This is a genomic window from Kitasatospora sp. NBC_01300 (genome assembly GCF_041435235.1).
In the GTDB taxonomy this organism is placed as follows: domain Bacteria; phylum Actinomycetota; class Actinomycetes; order Streptomycetales; family Streptomycetaceae; genus Kitasatospora.
In genome coordinates this window covers 336,214-362,767 of record NZ_CP108409.1, presented here as the reverse complement: position 1 = coordinate 362,767, position 26,554 = coordinate 336,214, and the positions used below count along the sequence as shown (strand labels likewise).

At 73.0% G+C, this 26,554-nt stretch carries 23 protein-coding genes and 1 pseudogene; 17 read left to right on the top strand and 7 right to left on the bottom strand.

Going from position 1 to position 26,554, the window contains the following annotated elements:
- Positions 1-86: 86 nt before the first annotated feature.
- The 9 genes from OG556_RS35245 to OG556_RS35205 all read left to right on the top strand — a co-directional run bounded on the left by OG556_RS35245 (position 87) and on the right by OG556_RS35205 (position 11,153).
- Entirely contained in the window at positions 87-1,637 is a 1,551-nt protein-coding gene (locus OG556_RS35245) for an AMP-binding protein (protein WP_331743463.1), read from the top strand.
- A gap of 90 nt (positions 1,638-1,727) precedes the next feature.
- A complete protein-coding gene (locus tag OG556_RS35240; RefSeq protein WP_331743460.1) occupies positions 1,728-3,287 on the top strand; it encodes an aminotransferase class V-fold PLP-dependent enzyme in 1,560 nt (519 codons plus the stop codon).
- Positions 3,284-4,468: a sulfotransferase gene (locus OG556_RS35235; protein ID WP_331743458.1), complete on the top strand. Its 1,185-nt coding sequence runs from the start codon at positions 3,284-3,286 to the stop codon at positions 4,466-4,468. Before OG556_RS35240 ends, OG556_RS35235 begins: the two co-directional genes overlap by 4 nt.
- Positions 4,465-5,694, top strand: coding sequence for a cytochrome P450 (locus OG556_RS35230; RefSeq protein WP_331743455.1), 1,230 nt, complete (start codon positions 4,465-4,467; stop codon positions 5,692-5,694). The genes OG556_RS35235 and OG556_RS35230 overlap by 4 nt, the downstream gene beginning before the upstream one ends.
- 228 nt (positions 5,695-5,922) lie before the next feature.
- Positions 5,923-7,248, top strand: coding sequence for an FAD-dependent oxidoreductase (locus tag OG556_RS35225; protein ID WP_331745390.1), 1,326 nt, complete (start codon positions 5,923-5,925; stop codon positions 7,246-7,248).
- 5 nt (positions 7,249-7,253) lie between these two features.
- Positions 7,254-8,066: a DUF1365 domain-containing protein gene (locus OG556_RS35220; protein ID WP_331745387.1), complete on the top strand. Its 813-nt coding sequence runs from the start codon at positions 7,254-7,256 to the stop codon at positions 8,064-8,066.
- Positions 8,063-9,349, top strand: a complete 1,287-nt coding sequence (locus OG556_RS35215; protein WP_331743452.1) for a class I SAM-dependent methyltransferase — start codon at positions 8,063-8,065, stop codon at positions 9,347-9,349. Before OG556_RS35220 ends, OG556_RS35215 begins: the two co-directional genes overlap by 4 nt.
- Positions 9,346-10,317: a cyclopropane-fatty-acyl-phospholipid synthase family protein gene (locus OG556_RS35210; protein WP_331743449.1), complete on the top strand. Its 972-nt coding sequence runs from the start codon at positions 9,346-9,348 to the stop codon at positions 10,315-10,317. The genes OG556_RS35215 and OG556_RS35210 overlap by 4 nt, the downstream gene beginning before the upstream one ends.
- Entirely contained in the window at positions 10,314-11,153 is an 840-nt protein-coding gene (locus OG556_RS35205; RefSeq protein ID WP_331743446.1) for a DUF1295 domain-containing protein, read from the top strand. Before OG556_RS35210 ends, OG556_RS35205 begins: the two co-directional genes overlap by 4 nt.
- Before the next feature lie 588 nt (positions 11,154-11,741).
- On the opposite strand, the gene OG556_RS35200 is transcribed toward OG556_RS35205, so the two are convergent.
- Entirely contained in the window at positions 11,742-12,785 is a 1,044-nt protein-coding gene (locus OG556_RS35200; RefSeq protein WP_331743443.1) for a saccharopine dehydrogenase NADP-binding domain-containing protein, read from the bottom strand.
- Between the two features lie 129 nt (positions 12,786-12,914).
- On the opposite strand from OG556_RS35200, the gene OG556_RS35195 reads away from it, so the two are divergent.
- Positions 12,915-13,850, top strand: a complete 936-nt coding sequence (locus OG556_RS35195) for a helix-turn-helix domain-containing protein (protein ID WP_331743440.1) — start codon at positions 12,915-12,917, stop codon at positions 13,848-13,850.
- Positions 13,851-14,042: 192 nt separating this feature from the next.
- On the opposite strand, the gene OG556_RS35190 is transcribed toward OG556_RS35195, so the two are convergent.
- Together OG556_RS35190 and OG556_RS35185 are read right to left on the bottom strand one after the other, a co-directional pair.
- Positions 14,043-14,177 carry a hypothetical protein gene (locus tag OG556_RS35190; RefSeq protein ID WP_331745501.1) on the bottom strand — a complete coding sequence of 45 codons (135 nt, stop codon included), beginning with the start codon at positions 14,175-14,177 and terminating at the stop codon, positions 14,043-14,045.
- A 212-nt stretch (positions 14,178-14,389) separates the two neighbouring features.
- Positions 14,390-14,530, bottom strand: a pseudogene (locus OG556_RS35185) (twin-arginine translocase TatA/TatE family subunit); the annotation flags it as partial.
- Between the two features lie 432 nt (positions 14,531-14,962).
- Here OG556_RS35185 and OG556_RS35180 point away from each other — a divergent pair.
- From OG556_RS35180 to OG556_RS35165, 4 genes are all read left to right on the top strand, one after another.
- Positions 14,963-15,289, top strand: coding sequence for a hypothetical protein (locus tag OG556_RS35180; protein ID WP_331743437.1), 327 nt, complete (start codon positions 14,963-14,965; stop codon positions 15,287-15,289).
- A 97-nt stretch (positions 15,290-15,386) separates the two neighbouring features.
- Entirely contained in the window at positions 15,387-16,763 is a 1,377-nt protein-coding gene (locus tag OG556_RS35175) for a DUF4331 domain-containing protein (protein ID WP_331743435.1), read from the top strand.
- Positions 16,764-16,847: 84 nt separating this feature from the next.
- Positions 16,848-17,186, top strand: a complete 339-nt coding sequence (locus OG556_RS35170; RefSeq protein WP_331743432.1) for a hypothetical protein — start codon at positions 16,848-16,850, stop codon at positions 17,184-17,186.
- A gap of 857 nt (positions 17,187-18,043) precedes the next feature.
- Positions 18,044-18,580 carry a hypothetical protein gene (locus OG556_RS35165; protein ID WP_331743430.1) on the top strand — a complete coding sequence of 179 codons (537 nt, stop codon included), beginning with the start codon at positions 18,044-18,046 and terminating at the stop codon, positions 18,578-18,580.
- 49 nt (positions 18,581-18,629) lie between these two features.
- On the opposite strand, the gene OG556_RS35160 is transcribed toward OG556_RS35165, so the two are convergent.
- Together OG556_RS35160 and OG556_RS35155 are read right to left on the bottom strand one after the other, a co-directional pair.
- A complete protein-coding gene (locus OG556_RS35160; RefSeq protein WP_331745385.1) occupies positions 18,630-19,517 on the bottom strand; it encodes a serine hydrolase in 888 nt (295 codons plus the stop codon).
- Between the two features lie 86 nt (positions 19,518-19,603).
- Positions 19,604-20,551, bottom strand: a complete 948-nt coding sequence (locus OG556_RS35155) for a LysR substrate-binding domain-containing protein (protein ID WP_331743427.1) — start codon at positions 20,549-20,551, stop codon at positions 19,604-19,606.
- A gap of 115 nt (positions 20,552-20,666) precedes the next feature.
- Here OG556_RS35155 and bla point away from each other — a divergent pair, with 115 nt between their 5' ends.
- On the top strand, positions 20,667-21,602 hold the full coding sequence (gene bla, locus OG556_RS35150; RefSeq protein WP_331743424.1) for a class A beta-lactamase: 936 nt from the start codon (positions 20,667-20,669) through the stop codon (positions 21,600-21,602).
- A gap of 63 nt (positions 21,603-21,665) precedes the next feature.
- Entirely contained in the window at positions 21,666-22,766 is a 1,101-nt protein-coding gene (locus tag OG556_RS35145) for an MBL fold metallo-hydrolase (RefSeq protein ID WP_331743421.1), read from the top strand.
- A gap of 9 nt (positions 22,767-22,775) precedes the next feature.
- Here OG556_RS35145 and OG556_RS35140 read toward each other — a convergent pair whose 3' ends face one another.
- Positions 22,776-23,279 (bottom strand): MarR family transcriptional regulator, encoded by a 504-nt coding sequence (locus tag OG556_RS35140; RefSeq protein WP_331745383.1) that lies wholly within the window; start codon positions 23,277-23,279, stop codon positions 22,776-22,778.
- A 157-nt stretch (positions 23,280-23,436) separates the two neighbouring features.
- Here OG556_RS35140 and OG556_RS35135 point away from each other — a divergent pair, with 157 nt between their 5' ends.
- Entirely contained in the window at positions 23,437-24,957 is a 1,521-nt protein-coding gene (locus OG556_RS35135; protein WP_371523081.1) for an MFS transporter, read from the top strand.
- Positions 24,958-25,062: 105 nt separating this feature from the next.
- Here OG556_RS35135 and OG556_RS35130 read toward each other — a convergent pair whose 3' ends face one another.
- Positions 25,063-26,523, bottom strand: coding sequence for a DUF2079 domain-containing protein (locus tag OG556_RS35130; RefSeq protein ID WP_331743419.1), 1,461 nt, complete (start codon positions 26,521-26,523; stop codon positions 25,063-25,065).
- Positions 26,524-26,554 lie beyond the last annotated feature (31 nt).

Below are 26,554 nucleotides of genomic sequence, written 5' to 3'. Positions count from 1 at the left end.
ATCGTCATCATGCCCGGGCCGCGCACCCGCGCGCGCACCGCCCGGTGGGAACGGTGCCGGGCGGGATGAGGGGAAGGGGCAGTGTGATGTCGTCGTCGGAGCCGGGTTTCCGGAACTACGTGGAGATCGTCCTGGAGGGGCTGGCCGAGGAGCCGGCCGACGTGGTGGTGAGCGGGGAGCGCCGGATCGGCGCACGGGAGTTCCGGTCCCTGGTGTACCGGCTGGCACGCGCCCTGCGCGAGCGCGGGGTGGGGCCGGGGCGGACCGTGACGCTACTGTGCGGGAACCTGCCCGAGACCATCGCGGCGCGCTACGCCGTCAACCTGCTCGGCGCGCACTACAACCACCTCTACAACCGGCTGGCGGTGGACGTGCAGGCCGCGATGACGGCCGACGTCGAGACCTACGCCCTCATCGTCGACCCGCGACTGGCCGCCCGCGCCGGCGAGCTGCTCAAGGCGATGCCCCCGGTGGAGCACGTCCTGGTCCTCGGCGACGGCGGCGGCCTGGGGGAGGACCTGCTCGCACTTGCCGGCAGGCAGTCCGGCGAACCGCTGGCGAGCGCGGCCCGGCCCGAGGACCTGTGCTTCATCCGGCACTCCGGCGGCACCACCGGCCACCCCAAGGGCGTGCGCAGCACCTTCGGCCGGATGCAGGACAGCACCGCCACCATGCGTGAGCTGTTCAGCGGCGCCGGCCGCCGTGACCTGGTCTGCATGCCGCTTTCGCATGCCGCCGGTTTCATCGCGGACGGCACCCTCGCCGGGGGCGGCACGGTGTTCCTGCACCACGCCTTCGACCCCGCCGAAGTGCTCGCCACCATCGCCCGCGAGCGGATCACCACGATGATGCTGCTCCCGCCGCTGCTCTACCAGGTGCTCGACCACCCGGACGCCGAGCGCACCGACTTCTCCAGCCTGCGGGAGATCACCTACGGGGGCACGCCGTCCTCGCCGACCCGGATCGCCGAGGCGGTGCGCCGCTTCGGCCCCGTTCTCCAGCAGGGGTACGGCCAGTTCGAGGCCGGCGCGATCAGCTTCCTGCCCGCCTCCGAGCACGACCCCGACCGCCTCGACGTCCTGCGCACGGCCGGGCGGCCGGTGCCCGGGGTGGAGGTCGAGATCCGCGACGAGGCCGGCCGCGTGCTGCCGGTAGGCGTGGTGGGCGAGATCTGTGCCCGCTCGAGCCAGGTCATGGAGGGCTACTGGAAGAACCCCGAGCTGACCGCCCAGGTGCTGCGGGACGGCTGGGTGCTCACCGGCGACCTCGGGACGCTGGACGAGCGGGGCTACCTGACGGTCGTCGACCGGGCCAAGGACATGATCGCGGTGGTCGGCGGCCACGTGTACACCACCGAACTGGAGGACTTCCTCCACACCCACCCCGCCGTACGCCACAGTGCCGTCTACGGGGTGAAGGGCGACGGCGGCCATGAACGCGTCCACGCCACCGTCGTCACCACCCCCGGCGCCGACGTCACCGCTGAAGAACTGCGGACCTGGGTGCGGCAGGGCCGGGGCGAGATGTACGAACCCGACCATGTCCACTTCACCGACGCCCTCCCGCTCACCGACGCCGGCAAACCCGACAAGAAGCTCCTGCGCCGGCGGGCCTCGACACCCGGTGAAACGGTCTGAACCCCGCAGCCTGAGCCGGCCGGTACCCCGGCAGCCCGGACAGGGGGGCGCACTTGTCAGGCCCCGACCCAGGCGTCACAGTGTGACTCCGTGGACACCATCAGTGAGTGCGGCAGAGGCGGAGCGCAGGACGGGCGGCGGGACTCGCGGCGGAGCGGGCTCCCGACGGGGGGCGGCCCGGCGAACACCTCCCTGACCCTGCCGGCCGAGTCGGTGACCGCCCTGGGCCGCCGGGTCTGGGACATCGTCTCGGGACACCTCGGGGGCGGGCACCCGGGTCTTCCGGTGGCCTCGCCGGGCTCGGCCGCCGACGCGGCCCGGCTGCGTGTGGAGCCCTTGCCCGAGGCTCCCGTGGACGATCCGCTCGCACTGGTGGACGAGGTGGGCCGGCTGCTGCGCGAGGGCAACGCGCACCCGGACCATCCGGACTTCCTCGCGTTCGTACCCGCCCCGGGGACCGTCACCGGGGTGCTGGGATCGGCTCTGGCCGCCGGCTTCGCCGTGCCGACCGGATGGCGATTCACCGGGCGGGTCTCCAGTGCGATCGAGTCGGCCACCGTCCGCTGGCTGGCCGAGCTGCTGGGCCTGGCCCCCGGTACGTCCGGACTGTTCGTCTCGGGCGGCTCGGCCGCCAACCTGACCGCGCTGACGGCGGCACGCGACGCGCTCGTCGGGACCGAGGCCCGCGGTGCCACCGCCTACTTCTCCGACCAGACCCATGTGTCCGTCCCCCGGGCCCTGCACGTCCTGGGCATCGGCGAGGAGCGGGTCCGGGCCCTGCCCGCCGACGTCCACCGCAGGATCCCGTTGGACGGCCTCGCGCGGCAGGTGGCCCAGGACCGCCGCGACGGTCTGCGGCCCTTCCTGGTGGTGGCCAACGCGGGCACCACGGCCACCGGCGACATCGACCCGCTGCCCGAGCTCGCCGCCTTCTGCCGCGACGAGGGCCTGTGGCTGCACGTGGACGGCGCGTTCGGCGCGCCCGCGGCGCTGACCGAGCGCGGACGCGGCCCGCTCGAAGGCCTGGACCAGGCGGACTCGGTGAGCGTCGATCCGCACAAGTGGCTGTTCCAGCCCGCCGGGACGGGATGCGTGCTGCTGCGTGACCCCGCCCGCCTGACGCGCGCGTTCGGCATCGGGCTCCCCGGGTACCTGGACGCGGGCGCCACCGGCCATGACGAGGGCGAGGTGGACTACCTCCAGTGGGGGGTGGAGCAGACGCGGGAGTTCCGGGCGCTGCGCCTGTGGCTGTCGCTGAAGGTGTTCGGCGCGGACGCCTTCCGCGCCGCGGTGGAGCGGGGACTGACGATGGCCGAGGACATCGCCGCGTACATCGGCTCCCGGCCCGGCCTGGAGGTGGTGACCGGTCCTTCCCTGGCCGTCGTCACCTTCCGAGCACTGCCACCCGCCGCCGCGCCCGACCCGTCCCCGGAGGACGCCGACCGAACAGTGGACGAGGTCTGCCGTGACCTGCGCGAGGAGGGGCGGGCCATGGTCGTCGGCGTCACCGTGGCCGGCCGCAGGGCCTTCCGGCTCTGTGTGATCAACCCGCGAGTGCAGCGCGACGGGCTCCGCGCCGTGGTCGACCGGGTCGCTGAGCTGTGGACCGCTCGAACCGGATGCCCGGATCGGCCCGGAGCCGCGCGGTGAACGCGGGGCGGTCGCCCCGCCCCGGACTCCCCGGCCGCAGGGACGGCGGCGGGGCCGCACCGGTCGGGCGGCTCGACGCCGACGGGCTGCGGGCCGAGGCGGTACGCCTCACCGGCCTCACGGACTTCGGCGCACCCGGTCACGGACCGGCCCTGGACCTGCTCGTCGCGGCCCTGGAGGCCGAGGCCCGCCTCAGCCCGGCCGGCCGCGCCGAGGCACGCGACACCCTGCTCCGCGCTCTCCGCACCCGGCTGTGGGTGCACGCCCTGCCCGCACCGCCGGTGGCGTCGGAGCCTCCCGTCGTCCTGGTCGGCCTGCCACGGACCGGCAGCACCCTGCTGCACAGGCTCCTGGCCCACCATCCGGCGCTGCGGGCACCCCGCCTGTGGGAGCTGCTGGCACCGGTCACCCCGCCGGGAGCCGGGACGGAGGACCTGGTCGCCGAGGCCGAGCGGCACGTGGCCGAGCTGACCCGGACCGCGCCCGAGCTGGCCCGCGTCCACCCCACCGGGGCGAATGAACCGGAGGAGTGCGAACACCTGATGAACACGGACTTCCGCAACAGCGTCCTCGGCCTGCTCAGTTACCGGGTCCCGGGCTACGCGTCCTGGCTCGCCGAGCAGGACCTGACGGCCGCCTACACGCTCCACCGGGTCCAGCTCGCCCACATCCTCGCCCGGCGCCCGGCCCCGGCCGGATCCCGGCTCGTCCTGAAGAGCCCTTCCCATCTGTGGCACCTGCCGGATCTGGACCGCGCTCACCCCGGCGCGAGGTTCGTCGTCCTCGAACGCGACCTCGACGAGGCGATCGGCTCCGTCTGCGGCCTCGTGTCCGCGGCCCGCCGCAAACGCAGTGACGCCGTCGACACCGTGGAGATCGGACGGGACATGACCGCCGCCACGCACACCGCACTGTCGAGGATGTACGCCTTCACCACCGACCCGTCGGTCGCCGACCGATGCCTGACGGTCCACTTCACGGACCTGGTGGCCGATTCCGACGGCACCGCCCGGCGCGTACTGGACTGGCTGGGGCTGACCGCCGGCGACGCCCTGCGCCGACAGTGGCACGACCACCTCGGGCGCAACCCACGTCCCGACCACGCCCATCCCCGCGCGGCCTGCGGCCTGCCGCCGACCGGTCCCCAGCACGTGTCCCACGCCTCGGAGGCAGGGTCATGACGACGGCCACCCCGCACCCCCGCCGGCTGCCCTACCCGTTCGACCGCGCCCACTGCCTGTCGCCCATGCCGCACACCGGGCTCCTGACCCTGCCCGGCCTGGCCCGCATCACCCTGCCCAGTGGCGATCCGGCCCACCTCGCGGTCCGCCACGCCGACGTGGTGCGCGTCCTCGCCGACCGCCGATTCAGCCGCAGGGCCATGTTCGCCACCCCCGGCGGCCCCCGGTGGACCCTGGCGGACCGGGACGAGCCGAGCCTGCTCGGCCTGGACCCTCCGGACCACACCCGGGTCCGCCGGCTCTGCGCACCCGCGTTCCGCCGCGACAGCGTCGACCGCCTCGCGCCCGCGGTGGACGCCCACGTGCACCGTCTCCTGGACACGCTGCTGGCCGCCGGAACGGGCTCCGAACCGGTCGACCTGCACGGTGCGTTCGCCCTTCCGCTGGCCGACGCCGTCGTGTGCGACGTCCTCGGGGTGAGCTCCGCGCACCGTGCCCCGCCGGCCGAGTGGGCGCGGCGCAAGCTCTCGCTGACCTCGCTGCCGCCACAGCAGGCCCGGGCCGGCCACGAGGCGCTGCGCGCCCACTACGACCGGCTGCTCTTCTCTCCGCAGGCCGCCGACGCCCTGCTGCCGGGCGGGCTGCTCGGCCGGCTCCGGGACGCCCATACCGCCGGACACCTGAGCCGTCCGGAACTGCTCGCCACCACCGTCAACCTGTTCGTGGCCGGACACGCCACCACGGCCGCCACTCTCACCAACGGTGTCCTGGCCCTGCTCAACCACCCGGACCAGTGGCAGGCTCTCCGTACCGACCGGGCCCTCCTCCGACCGGCCATCGAGGAGATCCTCCGCTTCGACACCATCGCCGACGTCGGACTGCCCCGCCTGGCCGTGGCGGACGTCACGGTCGGGGCGACCACGATCAGGGCCGGCGAGGCGGTCGTCCCGTCCCACGCGCACGCCGGACGCGACCCCGCCGTCTTCGACCGCCCCCACACCTTCGACATCACCCGCGTGCCGGGTCCCCACCTCGCATTCGGACACGGCCCCCACCGCTGCATCGGCGCCGACCTCGCGCTGCTGGAACTGCGGGCCGCGCTCGGCGCACTCGCCGACCGCGCACCAGGCCTGCGCCTCGCCGAGCCCGCCACCACGCTCGCCTTCCCCGGCGGATCCCTGATCGGCGGAGTCAGCCGCCTGCCCGTCCACACCCACACCCCCTGACACGCCCCGACGGGAAGCGCCTGCCCGCAGCGCGAGGTGGGCACGACCGCACGGTGCGCAGCGGTGGCTTCCCCACGCCACCGCGACTGCCCCACCGCTGCTGCTTCAGACGGGGCCTCGGCCTGTCCCTGGAAGTCCGGCCAATCCGAGTCGGAGCCGGTTCCGAAGGTTCTGTGCAACGACAATGCGGGCCGCGTCGCGGCCCCGTCGGGAGGGACTCTCGTGACCGTGTTCGACACCGTCTCCACCACCCGGGCCGTCGGCGCAGCCGACGGTGCACGTCCGCGCAGGGTGGCGGTGGTGGGGGCCGGCGTCGCCGGACTCACCGCGGCGTACGAGCTCTCCCGAGCTGGGCTGGCGGTCGAACTGTTCGAGGCCGACGGGCGCCTCGGCGGCCACGCCCACACCCAGGACGCGACTGCTCGGGACGGGCGGGCACTGGCGCTGGACACCGGGTTCCTGGTGCACAACGAGCGGACCTACCCCCATCTGGTGCGCCTGTTCGCCGAACTCGGCGTCCGCACCCAGGACAGCGAGATGAGCATGTCCGTGCGCTGCGACGGGTGCGGCCTGGAGTACGCGGGGGCGAAGGGAGCGGTCGGCTTGCTCGCCCGGCCCGGCGCTCTGGTCCGCGGCCGGTACCTGCGGATGCTCGCCGAGGTACCGCGTTTCCACCGGCTCGCCCGCCGCCTGCTCGCCGACCCCGCTGCCGGTGACCCGAGCCTGCGCGAATTCCTCGCCGCCGAAGGCTTCTCGCCGTACTTCGTGAGCCACTTCATGACCCCGGTGGTCTCCGCCGTGTGGTCCTGCGCCCCCGACCTGGCGGGCGACTACCCGGCCCGCTACCTGTTCGCCTTCCTCGACAACCACGGCATGCTCTCCGTGACGGGCTCACCGCTCTGGCGCACCGTCGTCGGCGGCTCGCGCACCTACGTCGAGAAGATCGCCGAGCGGCTCACAACCGTCCACCGCTCCGCCCCCGTGCGTGCGGTGCACCGCCACCTCGACGGCGTCACCGTGGTCACCGCCGACGGACACCGCACCGGGGCCGACGCCGTCGTCGTCGCCACCCACGCGGACCAGGCCGTGCACCTGCTCGCCGACCCGACCGACGCCGAACTCGAAGTCCTCGGCGCCTTCACCTACTCGCACAACCCGACCGTGCTCCACCGCGATGCCACCGTCCTGCCCAGCGCACGCTCGGCACGCGGATCGTGGAACTACCGGATGCCCCACTGCACCGCCTCCTCCGACCGGGTCCGGATCAGCTACCACCTCAACCGGCTCCTGCGGCTGGACACCGCCGAGGACTACCTGGTCACCCTCAACGAAGACCGTCAGCAGCCGATCCCCGACGACATGGTGGTCTCCCGCACCCTCTACGAACACCCGGTCTACACCGCGCGCACGGTCGCCGCCCAGCGCCGGCTGCCCGAACTCGCCACCGGCCGCACCGCGTTCGCCGGCGCCTACCACGGCTGGGGCTTCCACGAGGACGGCTGCCGCTCCGGCGTCGAGGCGGCACGGTCCCTGCTGGGGGTGAGCGCGCCGTGACCGCCCTGCCCGGGCCCTGGGGCGCGGTCCTCTACGACACCCGCACCACCCACGTGCGCACCACGCCCCGGCGGTCCTTCCGCCACCGCGGCTACCTGTGGCTGGTGGACCTGGACCACCTTCCCCGGCTGCCGTGGCCGCTGCGGCCACTGGCCGCCTTCCGGGCCCGGGACCACGAGCTCGACCAGAGCGGCAGCCCTGACCGGGCAGGCGGCCACGACCGGGCCGCCGACGATCCAGGGATCCGTCAGGACCTGGCGCGGTACCTGGAGGCGCACGGTGTCCAACTCGGCGGGGGCCGGGTGCTGATGCTGACCCAGGCCCGCTCACTCGGGTACGTGTTCAACCCGCTGACCGTGTACTGGTGCCACGACGAGGCTGGCCGGTCGCTGTGTACGGTCGCCGAGGTCCACAACACCTACGGCGGCCGGCACCGCTACCTGCTGCCGCCCGATCCCGAGGGCCATGGCGAGAGCGTCAAGGACTTCTACGTCTCACCGTTCTTCCCCGTCGACGGCCGCTACCGGATGGTCCTGCCCGAACCCGGCGAGCGGCTCCACCTGACCATCCATCTGGAACGCCAGGGCGTGCGCGCTTTCACCGCGACCGTCCACGGCACCGCGCGACCGGCCGGCCCCGCGGCCCTGCTGCGCGCCGCGCTCACTCACCCGTTCGCCACCTGGGCCGTCAACCTGCACATCCGCTACCAGGGCATCCGTCTGTGGATGAGCGGACTGCCCGTCAACCCCCGCCCGACCGCCGGCCCGTCGCGGCGCGCAGAGAAGCGCACGCCCACGGAAGAGGTGCCCACCCCATGACGACCAGCACTTCCCTGGCAGCGACGCCGACACCCCTCGTCGACCCGACCCGCTGGCCGGACGTCGCCCGGGTGCCGCACGCGCCGCTGCGCGCGACCGTCGCCGGGCGCCTGCTGCACCGGATCGCCGCCCGTCGGGGCCTGCGCGTCGAACTCCACGGCGGCCGCCTGCTGCGCCCGGCACCGCCCGGCGCCCCCGTCCTGCGCCTGCACCGGCCGCACGCCTTCCTCCACCGAATCGGCAAAAGCGGCCTGATCGGTTTCGGAGAGTCCTACCAGGCCGGCGACTGGGACAGCCCCGACCTGGTCGCGCTGCTCACCGAGCTCGCCACCGCCCCCGGGACCCTGGTACCGGCCGGCGCGCAGTGGCTGCGCCGGCTCTACGTCCAGCGACCGCCCGTGCAGGAGCTGTCCACCGCGGCGAACGCGCGGCGCAACGTCCACCGGCACTACGACCTGTCGAACGACCTGTTCGCGCTGTTCCTCGACCCGACGATGACCTACTCCTCGGCCCTCTTCCCGACCGGCCCCGGCCACGCACCGGTCGCCACCCGGGACAGCCTGCCCGCCGCCCAGCACCGCAAGATCGACCGGCTGCTCGACCTGGCCCGCGTCGGCCCCGGCACCCGGCTGCTGGAGATCGGCACCGGCTGGGGCGAACTCGCCCTGCGCGCCGCCGCCCGCGGTGCCCACGTCGTCAGCCTGACCCTCTCGGAGGAACAGCTCGTCCTCGCCCGGCGGCGGATCGCCGAGGCCGGGCAGGCGGACCGGGCGTCGGTCTGGCTGTGCGACTACCGCGCCGCCGGAGGCGAGTACGACGCCGTGGTGAGCGTGGAGATGATCGAGGCCGTCGGGCGCCCGTTCTGGCCGGACTACTTCCGCACCCTCGACCGGGTCCTGGCGCCCGGCGGGCGGGTCGCGCTGCAGGCGATCACCATGCCCCACGACCGGATGCTGGCCAGCAGCCACACCTACACGTGGATCCTCAAGTACATCTTCCCCGGCGGCCTCATCCCGTCCGTGCGGGCGATCGAGGAGACCGCCATCCGCCATACGCGGCTGCGGCTGACCGGCTCCGACGCGTACGGGCCGCACTACGCCGAGACCCTGCGCCTGTGGCGCGAACGCTTCACCGAACGGTCACCGCAGGTCGCGGCCCTCGGCTTCGACGAGGTCTTCCGGCGCACGTGGGAGCTCTACCTCGCCTACTCCGAGGCCGGGTTCCGCACCGGCTACCTCGACGTCCACCAGATCCTCCTCACCCGCGACGAGGTGACGGCATGAACGCGGCGGCCCTGATCGGCACGACCCTCGGCCACCTGCTCCCCGGCCCGCTGCCCTTCCGGCTCAAGGCCTGGGACGGCTCCGCCACCGGCCCCGCGCGCGGCCCTGTCGTCGTCCTGCGCCACCCCAGGGCGGTGCGGCGCCTGCTGTGGCAGCCCGGCGAACTCGGCCCGGCCATGGCCTACTCCTGCGCCTACTACACCCGCGACGGCCAGGATCTCCAGGCCGCCCAGGAAGCCAAGTTCGGCCTGATCTGCCGCAAGCTCGCGCTCGGACCCGGATCCCGGCTGCTCGACGTCGGCTGCGGCTGGGGCGCACTCGCCCGCCATGCCGCACGCCACTACGGGGCCCGCGTCACGGCCGTCACCCTCTCCGAACGCCAGCACCACTGGGCCACCGAGAGCACCACCCGGGCAGGCGTGGCGGACCTGGTCGACGTCCAACTGCGCGACTACCGGGACATCGAACCCACCGCCTACGACGCGATCAGCTGCGTGGAGATGGGCGAGCACGTCGGCAAGGACCAGTACCCCGCGTTCACCGCGCGACTGCGAGGCCTGCTGCGACCAGGCGGGCGCCTGCTCGTCCAGCAGATGTCACGCGGCGCCACCGCACCGGGCGGCGGGGCCTTCATCGAGACCTACATCGCTCCCGACATGCACATGCGCCCCGCAGGCCAGACCGTGGACCTCATCGAGGGCGCCGGACTGGAGGTCCTCCACGTGGAGACGATGCGCGAGCACTACGCCCGCACGATCGACGCCTGGCACGACACCTTGCGTTCGCGTCGGGCCGAGTTCGTCTCCCTGGTCGGGCGTCCCACCGTGCGGCTGTGGGAGCTGTACACGGCCGGCAGCTCGCTCGCGTTCGCCGAAGGCCGGATGGGCGTGGACCAGATCCTCGCCCGACGTCCCGGCGGCCGGGCGTCCGGCATCCGGCCCGCCCAGTGGTACGAGGACCTGACGTGAACGCCGCCGCCTTCGCCGTCAGCCTCGCCGTCACCGCCGCCGCAGCCCTCGCCGTCCTGCTCACCGCATTCGCCGTCGGCCTGCGCACCGGCCGCCACCGCGGCGTGGACGTCGCCTGGGGGCTCGCGTTCACCGCCGTCGCGCTGAGCGGCTACGCCCTCTCGAACGGCCATGGCGACTCCGGGCGCCGGCTGCTGGCCACCGTCCTCGTCACCGTCTGGGGCCTGCGGCTGTCCGCGCACATCCGGTGGCGCGCCCGGGGCGCGCCCGAAGACCCGCGTTACGCCCGGATGCTCTCCCGCGTCCCCGAAGGCCCCGCCCGCACCCGGTACGCGCTGCGGATGGTCTACCTGCTCCAGGCCGTCCTCGTGTGGTTCGTCTCCCTGCCCGTCCAAGCCGCCCAGTACATCCCCCACCCGCCCGGACCGCTCGCCTGGACGGGCACCGCGCTGTGGACGGTCGGCCTGTTCTTCGAAGCGGTGGGGGACCGGCAGCTCGCCCGCTTCAAGGCCGATCCCGCCAACCGCGGCCGGATCATGGACCGTGGCCTCTGGCGCTACACCCGCCACCCCAACTACTTCGGCGACGCCTGCGTCTGGTGGGGCCTGTTCCTGCTCGCCGCCGATGCCCCCGTCGGCTGGGCCTTCGTCCTCAGCCCGCTGCTGATGACCTGGCTGCTCGCCTTCGGCAGCGGCAAACCGATGCTGGAACGCCAGCTCGCCGCGAACCGGCCCGGCTGGGCCGAATACGCCTCCCGCACCAGCGGCTTCCTGCCCCTGCCACCACGCCGACACCCGGCACCCGACACCGCACCCCCCGCGAGGCCCCACCCGTGACCGTCTCCATCGCGCCGTTCACCAGCCCTGGATCCTCGACGGCGACTACCCGGCCCCGATTGTCGCGCCCGAGGAACTGACTGCCAGGTTCCGGCGCGGGCAGCCTGAAAGCGGTCGCTGCTGCCCGTGGCCCGGGACGATCTCGCGTGCCGGGTCCGTTGCCCCGTGGCGGCCACCGGCCTCGCGGCCGACGCGGCCATCCACGCGCGGCCATCCTCGCCCGACCGGCCGGTCAGCACGAGGCCGTCTCGGCGGTGATCAGCGAGGTCGGCCTGTTCTGTATTGCCCGTTCTTGCGACCCTGCCCACGGGCCCACGTGTCACTGCGAGTTGAACACCCGCTCGTGCCCGTGGAGCACACGAACCGTCACGGAACGCGTCATCACGGACGGCGCCGCACTGCCGTCGTCCACCGGGCTGCTGCCCGGTCCGCCTCGCCCCGCTTGCTTGCCTACCCGCCCCCAGGGCCGCCCTCCGCCGGGGCGCCGGCCCCTCCCCAGCGCGTGCAAGGGACCTCCCCAGGGCAGGCCCCCCATCGTGTGAGCACTCGTGAGTTCCGAAGCACCACCGGACTCCGCGCCTGCGGGCGTCAGGCGTTTCCCTTCTCCGGGTGCAGACCGAGTGCGATGTGGGGGGCGAGCGCGCGTAGGAAGTCGGGGGCGTCGAAGATCTCGCCGGCGGAGGCGACACCGGCGGTCCTGGTGCGGCCGGTCAGGACGCGGTCGAGGGCTTCGACGACCAGGGGTGCGGTGACGGCGTAGATGTCCTGGCCGCTGGCTGTGGCCCGGCGTTCGGCTGTGCCCGAGCGGACGACGACGTCGACGAGGAAGGTCTGGTCGGAGCGCCCGCTCCCGTCCGCGGCGGCCGGGGCCGGGGTGTGGGGGGCGACGACGTCGCGGGCCGCCTCGGCGGTCATGTAGGTGGTCACGTCGGAGATGGACAGGTGCTGGGGGACGGTCACGACGTCCGCCATCGTGAACTCCCCGATCACCGGCCGGCGTCCCACCGGCTCCGGGAAGGCCCACTCCAGGGTGGGCGCGGCATCGGTGCGCCGCTCCCACCGCCCGCCGCGGTAGCGCAGGCGGTGGTCGCCGCGCCGCTCGCGGGAGACCGCGCCCGACAGCCGGGTGCCGGCGGTGGGGTGCCAACTGCTGAGTGCGTAGGCGATGTGCGCCTCGTCGGCCTCGGCCCAGTCGCCCATCGCCGCGGTGGCCAGCAGGTCGCCGAGGCCGCCGAAGAAGGCCATCGCCGGGACGATCACAGCTGCCGACTCCCGGGCCCGTTCGCGGTAGTGCGCGAAGGTGTCGAGGTTGGCCTCGATCTCGGCCGCCACGTCCAGGTACGGGATCCTCGCGCGAAGCGCGGCCTCGATCACGGGGCCGGTGGTCGAGGCGAAGGGGCCCGCGCAGTTGATCACCGCCACCGTGCCCGCCAGGGCACGGTCCAGCGAGGCCGGATCGTCCACCGACGCCACCCGGCCCTGCAGCCCGTGCTCACCGGCAAGTTCCTCCAGCGCCCGCGCGTTGCGCCCGGAGGGAACCGGGACGAACCCGCGCGCGGCCAGCTCCGCGACCACGAACCGCCCGGTGTGACCGTACGCGCCGAACACCGCCACCAGCTGGCCTGACCCCATGAGACTGCTCCCCGTGCACTCGGACGTCCGCGGGGATGTCGATCCGCCGCGGCCTGACACCCACATCCTGTCCGCGCGCCCGCACCCCGCACGAGTGTCGGAAACGACACGCCACGTACACTTTCGGACATGCATCGCGTCGCGCTGGCCGTCACCGACGGCATGCTCCACTACGAACTGTCCGTTGCCGTCGAGATCTTCGGAGCGGACCTGACCCACGTCGTGGACCCCTGGTACGACTTCTCCCTCTGCGGAACCGGCCCGGTCCGCGTCGACCGCTTCCGTCTGGAACCCGACCACGGACTCGACCACCTCCCGCACGCCGACACCGTGATCGTCCCCGGCTGGGCCGACACCGACCGCGAACCGCCCGCTGAACTGGTCGACGCGGTGCGTGCGGCCCACGAGGCCGGCGCCCGCGTCGTCTCGCTGTGCACCGGCGCCTTCGTCCTGGGAGCGGCCGGCCTGCTCGACGGCAGACGCGCCACCACCCACTGGGCCCACACCCGGGAACTGGCCCGGCGCCACCCGGCCGCCACCGTCGACCCGGACGTCCTCTACGTCGACAACGGCGACGTCCTCACCTCTGCAGGCAAGGCCGCGGCCATGGACCTGTGCCTGCACCTGGTGCGTCTCGACCACGGCTCGGCCAACGCCAACAAGATCGCCCGCCGCCTGGTCATCCCACCGCACCGGGACGGCGGCCAGGCCCAGTTCATCTCCACGCCCCTGCCCGCCCCGGGCAACCACCCGTTGGGCGAGCTCTTCCCCTGGGCGCTGGAGCGGCTGGACCAACCGCTCACCGTCGAGGACCTGGCCCGCCGGGCCCGCATGAGCTCGCGCCACCTCGGCCGCCACTTCAAGCACCTCACCGGCACCACGCCGCTGCAGTGGCTCCACACCCAGCGCATCCGCCACGCCCAGGAACTGCTGGAGACCACCAACGCCACCGTCGACACCATTGCCACGGCCACCGGCATGGGCACCGCCACCACCCTGCGCCGCCACTTCCACCGCAGCGTCGGCGTCCCGCCCGACACCTACCGCCGCACCTTCCGTCCCTAGAGACGAAGGCGTGGCCGGGAACCGTCCGTATGCGGCAACCGGCGCGCCTGGATCCCTGCGGCGGCCGTGGCGCGATCGCGCCCGAAGACCGGGGGACAGGAGCCGCCCGACCGGTGTTCGAAGACCACCGAGCCGTGTGACACCGGTCCCGTAGCCGACTTCGGCGCTCCGGCGGGCTACCCGCACCGCTGCTCAGCGGTTGTGCGGGGGCGTGTCCACGCTGTGCAGCTGCGGTTCGGACGGCCGGGCGATGACGTTCAGGTCTTCACGGAGCTGCTGTTCGATTGGCTGCGCGGCCTCGCGGATTTCTTTGTCGAGGCTCGACATCTCCGGGGGCGGAGGTGACGGCGCCGAAGATCATGACCGCCAACGCCATCAGTACGACGATCTTGACGAGGCTCAGGTCGAACGCGGTGAGTTCCTCTTGGAGGGCGATGAAGTGACGGGACGTGGTCGGCGGGAAGCGGCGGGTGCGCGGTACTCAGCGGTCGGCGTCGGCGAGATCGTCCGAGTCGATCGGCAGCGCGGTGGGCTGCTGCCTTCAGCGCGTTCGTCTCGGCCTTGAGAATGCGCAGCGACTTGCCCAGCGCCCGCGCGGAATCCGGGAGCCGTTTGGCTCCGAACAACGCCAAGGCGACCAGGCCGATGATGACGATTTCCAAGCCGCGGGTCTGGAACATTCACGGCACCTCAGATCTCTCGCGCAGGCCGATGGCCGGTCGACGATGCCCGTTGAATGCCGGAACGGCGAACGCGGGAACGTCCTGTCACATCGTCTTCGTGCCCGGGTGGCTGCGGGATGGGTCTCCGGAGGGCTCAACTTCCCCGTTTCACTCGCGCGGGTGAGCAGATAGGCGTTGAGCTGCGGCGCAGCTGCTCCGGCCGGGTGAGAAGCGGTCGCGCGCGGTCGCGTGCCGCCTTGACTGCGGCATTCCGGGGCCACTTCACTTCCCGGTGACCGCCTAGCAGCGCCTGGGGCCATGGCCGTCATCTTCCATTCTTTTTTTCCGACTCTGCGCGTCGCCGAGGCCGGTTCCTCCACCGGCGTGGGCGGCAGATCAGGCCGAGCCGGCGGCCCCCTTCTCCGTCCACATCAATTCGCAGGAGAATCCATGTCCCTGGAAACCCCCGCGGCCGACACGCCGCCTGACGGCCTGTCCCGCCGCAGTCTGATGCGCCAGGCCGCAGCCGTTGGCGCCGCCGGCCTCGCCGCGACCCTGGTCACCGGCACCGGCCCGGCGAGCGCTGCCACAGACGGCGCGCCCACCGCGCCCCCGGCTGACGCACCGGCCCCTGACCACGACCACGACCACGACCAGCCCATGATCGTGCACGTGCGCGACATCCGCTCCGGCCACCTCGACCTGTACAGCGGCGACCGCCACCAGCGCGTCCAAGACCCCAAGCTGGCCGCAGCACTCGCCCGCGCCCTCAACTGAGAGCCGTCCCAGCACCGGCCGGCCCCTGACCGCCGCTCCCCGCAGGGGCCGGCGGGCCCTCCACCCTGCCCGCACACCGACTTTCAGCGAGGTTCCTGTGTCCTCCCACCGCGAAGCCCCCGAGATCTCCAAGGACCCGGTCGCCGACAGCACCGACGTCTACGCCTTCGTCAGCCCCGACAACTGCGACACCGTCACCCTGATCGCCAACTACATCCCCCTCCAGGGACCGGCCGGCGGACCCAACTTCTACGAGTTCGGCGACGACGTCCTCTACGCGATCCACATCGACAACGACAACGACGGCCGCGCCGACGTCACCTACGAGTTCCGCTTCAAGGTCGAGGTCCGCAACCCCGACTCCTTCCTGTACAACACCGGGCCGATCACCTCACTGGACTCCCCGAACTGGAACCGCCGCCAGACCTACACCGTCACCCGCGTCGAGGCCGACGACCGTCGCCGCGTCCTGGCCGAGAACCTCACCTGCCCGCCGTGCAACATCGGCCCGCTCTCCACCCCCGACTACGCCTCGCTCGCAGGGGCGGCCGTCCACCAGCTCGAAAGCGGGCGAAACGTCTTCGCCGGCCAGCGCGCGGAGGGCTTCTACGTCGACCTCGGCTCGATCTTCGACCTCGGCACCCTGCGTCCCTTCCAGCAGCTGCACGTCATGCCCGCCTTCACCCAGCCCGCCCCCGGTGTGAACACCACCAAGACGCTCAACGTCCACAGCATCGCCTTGCAGGTCCCGATCACCGACCTGACCCGCGGTGGACGCAAGCCCGGCGACGTGCTGGACCCCCACGCCACCATCGGCGTCTGGACCACCGCCTCTCGTCGTCAGGCCCGCATCATCAACACCACCGGACGTGACACCGAGTCCGGCCCCTTCGTCCAGGTCTCCCGCCTGGGCAACCCCCTGTTCAACGAGGTCATCGTCCCCATGGGGAAGAAGGACCTCTGGAACTCCCAGCCCCCGGCCGACGACAAGAACTTCGCCCAGTACGTCGCCACGCCCGAACTGGCCAAGCTCCTCCCCGCCCTCTACCCCGGCGTCTTCCCCAACCTCGCCGCCTACACGAAGCCCCGCGCCGACCTCCTCGCCATCCTCCTCACCGGCATCCCCACCGGTGTCGTCCCCGGCTTCCAGAACTACACCGGCGATACCCAGGCCGACATGCTGCGCCTGAACGTCGCCGTCCCCCCGGCCACCAGCCCCAACATCCTCGGCCTCGTCGCGGGCGACGCGGCCGGCTTCCCCAACGGGCGCCGCGTCTTCGACGACGTCGTCACCGTCGAACTGCGCGCCGTCGCCGGCCTGACGCTGCCGCTGGTCGATCCCTCCTTCACCCCCGACGCCGCGACCAGCGCCATCACCGACGGCCTCACCCCCTCCGACGTCAAGAACCCCTACCTCACCACCTTCCCCTACCTCGGCCTGCCCTACGACGGCTACAACAACCCGTCCAGCTGACCGCCGCGTGCCGCGGCCCGGGGGCACCCGCGCCGCGGCACGATCGCGACCCCACACACCTGGACGGACGAGGGAGAACGAGCCATGACCCAGCAGCACACCCACCCGCACCTCCACGCGCCGCTGCCCGCCCCCTCACGCGAGGGCAGCGTGGTCCTGGAGATCGGCGGCACCCTCGGTGCCCTGATCATCCACACCGGCCCAGCCGAAGACGGCCTGGAGATCGAGGTCAGCCCCAGCGGCGACGACACCACCCGCACCCACGCGGCCGTCCGCCCACGCCACCTCACCGGGTACACCACCCACTGCGCCGTCATCTCACCACTGCCCGAAGGCGACTACACGATCTGGCGTATCACCGACACCCCGGACACCACCATCACCATCCATGGCGGCGCCGTCACCGAGCACCACTGGTCGTAACGGCGATGGCTCTCGGGCCGTCGGCGCAGCGCAGTGCATCCCACTGGACGCCTGAGCGAAGGCTCCGTTCAGTGCTCTGCTCGAACAGGATGTCACTGCGGGCGTCGAGACCGGTGACCGCAGACGGGCTTCCGGCCCGGGGCCGAGACGGTGCCACTTCGCCAGGTGGCTACCGGCAACCTGCGCCGTGTGCGCATCCGACAGTCGAGGAGGCTGGGCTGGACGGTCCGGATCGTGCGACGATGACGGTACGTATGAACCGACTCGCGAACGCGACGTCGCCCTCCCTGCTCCAGCACGCTTCCAATCCGGGGGAGTGGTGGCCGTCGGCGCCGGGCCGTCGGGGTGGTCAGCCGCAGATGAGGCCGATGTCGCCGGACGTCTTCCATGGTCGCGTCGGACCTGGGGGCGCTGCGGTCGTGCCCCGAACCACGAATTGGACGGCGCTGACACCGCTCATGTCTGGACGGTCTCGACGGCACCTGCGCAACCCGGACCGGGACCATCCCCACCACGGCCCCCGGGACCGGCAACTTGGGGCCCCTTCGGGCGCGCTGCCCGAGGAGTGGCGGATCGCTGACGCGCGGGCTCCTCACTGGTTCTCTGTACGACCACCCCGCAGGGTTGCTTCTTCCTCGGTGTCAGGGTTGCCGGCCTCGGTGCCCCGGACAACGGCTGGCTCCGTCCGGTTGCCGCCCCGTGGATGCGGACGCCAGAGCGCGCGTCGTCCTTTGGAGGGAACGTTTTTCCTCGTCGGCCCCTGTCTACTGTGAACCCCGAGCGCGGTGAAGCGCGGAAGCTATCCGACCGCGCGATCATCTTGGGCTGTCGGTGACCAGAAGCAAAGGGGTACTGAGATGGCGGAAGTTCCGGGTCGGGCGGACATCCCGCGCAGGACGGCGATCACGGCGCTGGCCGGCGCGGGCGCGGCCGTGGCCGGCACGGGAATGCTGGCGGCGCCCGCGGTTGCGGACACGGCGCCGCGCACCGGGCGGACGCCACGCGCCGACCAGACCATGACCGTGATCGCCCAGCGAGCCTCGAACACCCTGCCCGCCGTGCCGTCGCTGGGTGCCCCGTTCAGCATCGACCTCCGGCTGCAGGACACCAGCGGAAACCTCCTTGGCGACGGATCGGTCATCTCGATGATCGTCCGACTCGTCGCGGGCCCGCCGGCCACGATCGTCACCCACGACAAGACGATCCTGCGCCTGGCCGGCGGGGAAGTGCACGTGAGCACCATGCACGAGCGCACTGTCCCCAACCCCGGAAAGCAGTTCCCGGTGGCGATCGTCGGCGGCACCGGCGCCTACCGGACCATCAGCGGCGACGGCACCCTGGAGTACACCACTGCCGACGACACCACCATCGTCCTGAACTACAGCGTTCAGTAGGGCGACGGGAGTTGAACCGCGAGTCGAGATTGTCGCCCGACCTCGCAGGTCACCGGGCCTGCTGAGCTGCTGACGGGCCGTCGCCCCTGCCGGTCGCCATCGCGCGCAGGGCGTCGACGGCGAGGCGGGCGGTGGTGCCGATGGCGGCGTCGGCGGCGGGGAGGGTGATGGTGGTGGCGGCGGCGCGGGTGAAGATGGCGAGGGCGTAGCGGCCGCCGTCGGGGTATTCGACGACGCCGACCTCGTGGCGCAGCGTCGGGAGGGTGCCGGTCTTTCCGTGGACGCGGACGTCGTCGTAGGGGAAGCCGGAGGCGAGGCGGTGCGGCCAGACCTGGAGGCCGAGCAGGCGGCGGAGGGCGGCGCCGTGTTCGCCGGGGCAGGCGTCGCCGTGCCAGAGGGCGGCGAGCAGGGTGGTCATGTCGCGGGCGGTGCTGCGGTTGGTGAAGGTGGGGTCGAGGACTCTGAGGCGGGCGACGACGGCGGGGTCGACGGGGGAGTCGCGGCCGGTGTCCTCGGCGAGGGCGGCGATGAGGTCGCGGAGCTTGTGGACGGCGACGGTGCGGGTCAGGCCGAGGTCGGCCATGGTGCGGTTGACGGTGTCGAGGCCGATCTCGTCCCAGAGGACGTCCGCGGCGGCGTTGTCGCTGACGGCGACGGTCAGGTAGGCGAGGTCGCGCAGGGAGAGCCGGGCGGCGTCGAGCATGGCGGCCAGGCCGGTGCCGCCGGAGGTGCGGCCGGTGGCGGGGATCTCCATCTGTCGGGTGAGGTCGATCCGGCCGGCGGCGGCCTCGCGGAAGAGCGTGACCAGGAGGCAGAGCTTGTGAACGCTGGAGGTGCTGACCGGGGTGTCGGCGTCGAGGGCGATCTCGGTGCCGGTGTCGAGGTCGCGGACGTGCAGCCGGCCGCTGACGCCGGCGTCGGCGAAGGCGGCGGCGATGCGGGCGCGTGCGGTGCGGACGCCGGCGGGACGGACGTCGGCGGGGCGGTCGCCGGATGCGCGGTTGCCGTGGGCGCGGTCGCTGGTCACAGCGGGAACTCCATTGCGGGCCGGGGGAAGAGCGGGGGGTTGGGCGGCTGGGGCAGCAGGCCGCCGTGTTCGGTCAGCGCCTGGTGGGCGGCCTCGGCGAACAGCCGGACGGCGGGGCCGCCGCTCCCGGTCGGCCAGGCCGTGGAGGTGCGCCAGGCCAGCGGGGTGCCGGTCAGCGGACGCCAGACTGTACCCGGTGGCGGCGTGGTGCGTGGCACCAGGGCGACGGCGCTGCCGGTGAGCACGAGTGCGCCCGCGACGTCCGGGCCGGGCGGGTCGACGACGGCCTCGGGCGTGCAGCCGTGCCGGGTCAGGGTGGTGAGCATCTCGTCGTAGAGCGCGGGGGCGGTGGCGCGGGGGAAGAACACCAGGCGCCGGCCGGTCAGTTCGGCCACGGCCAGCTCCGGGCGGTCGGCGTCCGGGCTCCCGGCGGCGAGCAGGACGCCGAGCGGCTGGTGCAGGACCGGCCCGAACGCCAGCCCGGCGGCGGGGCACGGGTGGCGGACGACGGCGACGTCCACGGTGTGCTGGGCGAGTTCGCGGGCCATGACCGCGACCGGCAGTTCCCGCAGTTCGAGCCGGGTGCCGGGGGAGGCGCTCTCGAAGCCGGTGAGCAGCGCGGCCAGGACGGCCGGCCCCAGTTCGGGCGGCACGGCCGCGCGCAGGGTGCCCGCCCGGCCGGTGCGCAGGTCGGCGGCGGTGGCGAGGAGGCGGGCGGTGCTCTCCAGCACCTCCTTCGCCTCCGCGAGCAGCAGCAGGCCCGCCGGGGTGAGCTCGACTCCGCGCGGTCCGCGGTCGAACAGGGTCACGCCGAGCTCGCGCTCCAGACGTTTGATCCGCTGGGAGAGCGAGGGCTGGGCGATCCGCAGGCGCTCGGCGGCGCGGCCGAAGTGCCGGTCCTCGGCGACGGCGCGGAAGTGGCGTAGGTGCCCCAACAGGTCCATGGCCAGCAATCATAGGCATTCTCTTATCGATCTCTTCACCATAGTGGTCTTGGACTGATGGCCCGACGGCCTGTTTAGCTGAGGGTGACCAACCGAACCACCTGGGAGACCACCGATGACGCCTGCCCTTCGCCGCCCCCGTACCGCGCTGCCCGCCGTGGCCCTGCTCGCGGCCGCCCTGCTGAGCGGGTGCGGCTCCGCGGGACCCAGTAGCCATGCGGCTGCCGGCGCGCCTGCCCCGGTATCCAGCGCGATGCCTGCGGCGGATACGACGAGCGCTTCCTTCAAGGGACTCGAGCAGCAGTTCGGCGCCCGCCTCGGCGTGTACGCGGTGGACACCGGCAGCGGCCGGGAGATCTCCTACCGGGCCGACGAGCGGTTCGCGTACGCGTCCACGATCAAGTCGCTCGCCGCCGGCGCCCTGCTGCGCAAGGCCTCCGACGAGGAACTGGACAAGGTGGTCACGTACCGCCAGGAGGACGTCCTGTCATGGGCGCCGATCACCTCGAAGCACGTCGCCACCGGTATGAAGGTGCGTGATCTGGCCGCCGCCGCGATCCAGTACAGCGACAACACCGCCGCCAACCTCGTCATGGCCGAGCTCGGCGGCCCGGCGGCCGTCCAGCAGTCGCTGCGCGACCTCGGGGACCCGACCACCAGCGTCGACCGCACCGAGCCGACCCTCAACGAGGCGACCCCGGGGGACACCCGCGACACCAGCACCCCCAGCGCCTTCGCCGCCGACCTGCGCCGCTACGCCCTGGGCGACGTCCTCGCGGAGGACCGGCGCCGGCTGCTGACCGACTGGCTCGTCGGCAACACCACGGGTGCCCCCTACATCCGCGCGGGCGTGCCCGCCGACTGGAAGGTCGGCGACAAGACCGGCAACGGCGGCTACGGCACCCGCAACGACGTCGCCGTCGCGTGGCCCTCCGGCGGCCGGAGCCCGGTCGTGATCGTCGTCCTGTCCGACCGCGGCAAGGCCGATGCCACCTCCGACGACGCGCTGATCGCCCAGGCGACGAAGACCGTCGTCGGCGCCCTCGGCTGAACACCTCCGACCACCAAGAGCCCCGACCAGCAAGAGCCCCGACGACCAGGAGCCCCGACCGCCGTGATCCACCCCACCCGCCGGACCGCCACGGACGCCGACTTCACCAGACGGCGCTTCGCCCAGCTCGCCGTCCTGGGTATCGCCGCCGGAGCCGCGCCGATCGCCGCCTCGACCCCGGCCTCCGCCTCCGCCTCGGCCCCGGCCTCCGCCTCGACCCCGGCTCCGGCCTCGGCCTCCGTGAGTACGCCGTCGGCCTCCGCCTCCGCGGGTCCGCCGTCCGCCTCCCGCCCGCACTACGACCGCGCCCGCCGCCTCGCCGGTGACGACCCCGTGCTGCGCGCCCTGGTGACGGCGCTGACCCCCGGCTCCGACCTTCCCGACCTGCCCGCGCCGGCGCCCGTCAAGCTGTTCGACAACCTCGTGCTCCTGAGCGCGGGCTGGGTCTCCGCGATGGCGGTGCTGACGGACGACGGCATCGTGCTGATCGACGCACTCACCTCCCCGGCCGACGCCGACAACATCATCGTTCCCGGGCTGCGCGCGGTCGGAGCCGATCCGGCGGCGATCAAGCACGTCGTCCTCACCCACGGCCACTCGGACCACTTCGGCGGCGCGCAGACCCTCGCCGACCGCTACGGCGCCCGCGTGCACATGTCCCCGGCCGACTGGGACCTCCTCGCCCGCACCCGCCCGGCCGACGCCCCCGCCCGGGACCTCGACATCGCGGACGGCGAGCAGCTGACGCTCGGCGGCACGACGATCGAACTGCACCACACCCCGGGCCACACCCCCGGCACCGTCTCCCCGGTCATCCCCGTCCGGGCCGGCCGCCGGCACCACAGCGCGATGCTGTGGGGCGGCCTCAACCCGCCCTCGACGGTGGAGGAGCTGCGCACCTTCCTCGCTTCCGTCCAGGCCTTCCGGGCCGTCATGCGCCGGTCGAACGTGGAGGTCGAGCTCTCCAACCACCCGAACGATTACGGCCTCGAACGCGTCGAACAGCTGCGCCGGCAGCCGCCCGGTGCGGCGAACCCCTTCCTCCTCGGCGGCCCCCGGACGCAGCGGTACATGGCGGTGATGGACGCGATGCTGCGCGGCCGGATCGCCGACGCCGAGGCGCCGACGGCCCGGGCCGTCGCGGCGCCGCACACCTGCTGCTGACCGTCCGGATCATGCCCGCCCGGGGGCGGAGGGGCTGGGGGAGTGCGGCGCCTTCGGGTCCTGTTCCCCGAGGTGGGTGTCCAAGGCGGTGTTCAGGTCGGCCATGAGCGCTTCGAACTGCTCCAGGAGCCGGGGCGGGTAGTTCGACATCGCGGCGTCGAGGCGGTGGGCGACCGGGTCGAAGAACTCCTCCGCCCGTTCCCGGATGTGCCCTCCGCCGCGCAGGGTGACGATGCGCCGGTCGGTGTGTTCACGGGCGCGGGTGATGTGTCCCGCGGCTTCGAGGCGGTTGAGGAGTGCGGTGGTCGCTCCCGTGGACAGGGAGATCCGTTCGCTGAGCCGTGCCGGTGACAGGGGGGTTCCGCGCTCCTCGGCGGCGGTGATCTGGAGCAGCGCGACGGCGTCGGTGGAGTGCAGGCCGAGCCAGGCGGCGAAGCGTCGGCCGAGCTCCGTGTAGTGGGTGCCGTAGATCCTCAGCGCCTCGGTCAGCCGCTCGCGCTGTTCCGCGACCATGTTGCGTTGTTCCGCGGCCTCGTCGCGCTTGGCCTCTTCCACGGGACCCTCCACCCTTGTCGTCCGCCGCGCGGTCACACCGGCATTCCAGGTTGACAACCTACCTCCACCATTTTACCTTCACTGTGAAATTACTTCACCATGGAGGTATCTGCTCGTGTCCGCCCCCGCCCCCACCCTCGGCACCGCCACCGAGCCCTACCGATGGCGGTGGCTGATCCTGGCGGTCATGATCACGGCCGAGATCATGGACCTCCTGGACGCCTCGATCGTCAACGTCGCCGGCCCAGACCTGGAGGAATCCCTCGGCTCCGGCCCCGTCGGACTGCAATGGGTCATCGGCGGCTACGCCCTCACCCTGGGCGCCGGCCTGGTCCTCGGCGGCCGCCTCGGCGACCGGTACGGCCGGCGCCGGATGTTCCTGGTCGGCCTGGCCGCCTTCACCGCGAGCTCGCTGCTGTGCGCGCTCGCGCCGAACATCGAGTCGTTGATCGCCTTCCGTCTGCTGCAGGGCACCGCCGGGGCGCTGCTGCTGCCCCAGGGCCTGGGCCTGCTGCGGGAGAACTTCTCCGGCCCCGAGCTCACCAAGGTCTTCGCGGTCTTCGGGCCCGTCCTCGGCCTGGGCGGCATCATCGGCCCGGTCCTGGGCGGCTTCCTCATCGAGGGCGACTACTTCGGCCTCGGCTGGCGATCCGTGTTCCTGATCAACCTGCCCATCGGACTCGCGGCCCTGATCGTCGCCGCGAGGTTCGTCCCCGACAAGGCGGGCAGCCGCACGGTACGGGTCGACATCACCGGCGCGGCCCTGATCGTGGCCTCGTGCGCCCTGCTCGTGCTGCCGCTGAACCAGGGCCAGGAGGACGGCTGGCCACTGTGGACCTGGCTGAGCATGGCCGCCTCCGCGATCGGCTTCGCCCTGTTCGCCCTTCAGCAGCGCCGAACGGCCGCCGCGGGCCGCGAACCGCTGGTGACCCCCGCCCTGCTCCGCAAGCCCGCCTTCACCGTCGGGCTCGGCGGCATCGCCCTGTTCTTCGGCGGGATGATCGGCACCCAGCTCGTCCTGACCCTCTACCTCCAGATCGGCAGGCACTTCACCGCGGGTGAGGCGGGACTGGGCAACCTGCCCCTCGCGGTGGGCACCGCGATCGGCGGCGCCGTCAGCGGCGCCTTCCTCGTGAACAGGATCGGCCGCGGCGTGCTCCAGATCGGACCGCTGGTCCAGCTCGCCGGTGCGGCCGTGCTGTGGTTCGAACTCGACGGCCTCGACGCCGCCACCTTCTCCATCTGGGACATCGTTCCCGGCACCGTCGTGGCGGGCGTCGGCGCCGGCATGGTGATCGCCGCCCTGTTCAGCTTCATCCTCGCCGCCGTCGACGACCACGAGATCGGCTCCGCGTCCGGAGTCCTGACCGCGGTCCAGGCGGTCGGCGGCTCCATCGGCGTCGCCGTCTTCGGTTCGGTCTTCTTCGACCAGGTCAAGGCCGGCGACTTCACCACCGGCTTCCACCACGCGCTGATCGTCCAGGCGTGCCTGCTGGTGGCGTTCCTCGCCATCACCTTCCTCCTGCCCAAGGAGGCCCGCCCCGACGAGGAGCAGCACGGCGCCACCCCCGAGGCCGCCACCGGGGCGACCCCTGAGGCTGCCACCGACCCCGGCGCCAGGCACCTCACCGTCTGACGCCGGGGCGGGAGACGGTGAGGTGCCTGGCGGACCCGGTCGGCGCCCTGCCGTCGTCCGGCTCGCCCGGACGGCGCTGATCGCGGCCGCTCCCGCAGGAGGCCGTCATGCCCGTGAATCGAGGCGGTAGACGGTGACGCCGCCGGCGCTCGCGACGGGACGGTAGCCGGCGGCGGGGAGGGCGCGAAGGGCGTCGGCCTCCTGGCCGGCGGGGAAGAGGCCGTCCTTCGGGTGGTCGGGGGCCGCGACCCAGTCGGGCTTCGCGCCCGGGCCTCCGGGGTAGTACGGGAAGAGGAAAACCCGGGTGCGGTCGGTGAGTTGGGGTGCGAGATTGTTGGCGGCAGCCACCTCGGCGCCGTCCGGGATCACCCGCAGCACCCCGCGCACGGCGTCGGCCGTCGCGTCGCGCTGCCAGGTGGCGGGCCGGGCCAGCTCGGCGAGGGGGCGGAAGGGCAGGGCGGCAACCGTCACCGCGAGTCCGACGGCCACGAGGCCGCAGGCCGTCCACCGCCGCAGGCCGTGCCGCGCGCGGAGCCGGGCCAGGGCGTCGGCGAAGGCGATAAAGATGATCGGCATCAGGACGGCGCCGTAGTGGAAGCCCGTCCCCCAGTAGGCGGGGTTGGTGGACCAGAACCGCCAGGCCAGGGTGGGGAGCGCGAGCAGGATCAGCGGAGAACGCAGCGCCAGGAACGCGGTGGGAGCCAGCAGCACGGCGACCGTCCCCCACTTCTGCGCGGGCAGGAGCAGCCTGCTCACGGGGTCCCCGGACGGGCCGTCCACGTTGGACAGGTAGGTGTAGACGCCGTCGGGATTGAGGGCCGGGATGACGACCAGCACCACCAGCGCCACGGTGGCGGTGGCGAGCGCGACGACGCCCACGCCGAGCCGGCGGCGGCCGTGCCAGAACAGGTAGCAGCCGACGGCCACGACCGTCGCCGCCAGGTCCTCCTTCACGAGCAGCAACGGCAGCGCGCACCACGCGGCCGCGCGCCACCTCCGCAGCGTCAGCCGCTCCAGGGCGAAGGCCAACAGCGGTACGGCGAAGGCGACTTCGTGAAAGTCGAAGGCCACCGTCTGCTGCAGGCCGACCGACAGCCCGTACCCGACGCCGATGCCCGCGCCCGCCCACGGACCGGCCGCCCGCGCCGCCACCCTGGTCACCGGGACGGCGGACACGGCGAGCAGCGCTGCCTGGGCGACCAGCAGGGTCAGCGGGGAGGGGAACGCCCGGTAGAGCGGTGCGAGGGTGGCCAGGATCGGGTGGAAGTGGTCCCCGAGCAGGTGGAACCCCGGCCCCTTCAGCTCGGAGACCGGCGCGCGGCCCTCGGCGTAACCGCGCACGGCCTGCTCGAAGATCCCCAGGTCGAAACCGGACGTCCGCAGGTGCAGATGGCGGGAGACGGACAGCGCGCTGTAGGCGGCGAACAGCACGGCGGCGAGCGCCCAGGGCAGCAGGGCCGCCCGGCCCGGCCGCGGCAGCCCGGGCAGCGGCCCGGATCCGGGCCTGGTCCGCAGGGACTGGGGCGCGACCGTGGCACGGGGTGCGCGGGTCAGGGTCAGGGTCACGGGGGCTCACCTCGCGGTAGGGCGGACGTGG

Coding starts and splice junctions, on each gene's coding strand:
- OG556_RS35245 (WP_331743463.1), top strand. CDS start 87: ATGTCGTCGTCGGAGCCGGGTTTCCGGAACTACGTGGAGATCGTCCTG.
- OG556_RS35230 (WP_331743455.1), top strand. CDS start 4,465: ATGACGACGGCCACCCCGCACCCCCGCCGGCTGCCCTACCCGTTCGAC.
- OG556_RS35215 (WP_331743452.1), top strand. CDS start 8,063: ATGACGACCAGCACTTCCCTGGCAGCGACGCCGACACCCCTCGTCGAC.
- OG556_RS35210 (WP_331743449.1), top strand. CDS start 9,346: ATGAACGCGGCGGCCCTGATCGGCACGACCCTCGGCCACCTGCTCCCC.
- OG556_RS35200 (WP_331743443.1), bottom strand. CDS start 12,785: ATGGGGTCAGGCCAGCTGGTGGCGGTGTTCGGCGCGTACGGTCACACC.
- OG556_RS35195 (WP_331743440.1), top strand. CDS start 12,915: ATGCATCGCGTCGCGCTGGCCGTCACCGACGGCATGCTCCACTACGAA.
- OG556_RS35190 (WP_331745501.1), bottom strand. CDS start 14,177: ATGTCGAGCCTCGACAAAGAAATCCGCGAGGCCGCGCAGCCAATCGAA.
- OG556_RS35180 (WP_331743437.1), top strand. CDS start 14,963: ATGTCCCTGGAAACCCCCGCGGCCGACACGCCGCCTGACGGCCTGTCC.
- OG556_RS35170 (WP_331743432.1), top strand. CDS start 16,848: ATGACCCAGCAGCACACCCACCCGCACCTCCACGCGCCGCTGCCCGCC.
- OG556_RS35165 (WP_331743430.1), top strand. CDS start 18,044: ATGGCGGAAGTTCCGGGTCGGGCGGACATCCCGCGCAGGACGGCGATC.
- OG556_RS35155 (WP_331743427.1), bottom strand. CDS start 20,551: ATGGACCTGTTGGGGCACCTACGCCACTTCCGCGCCGTCGCCGAGGAC.
- bla (WP_331743424.1), top strand. CDS start 20,667: ATGACGCCTGCCCTTCGCCGCCCCCGTACCGCGCTGCCCGCCGTGGCC.
- OG556_RS35140 (WP_331745383.1), bottom strand. CDS start 23,279: ATGGTCGCGGAACAGCGCGAGCGGCTGACCGAGGCGCTGAGGATCTAC.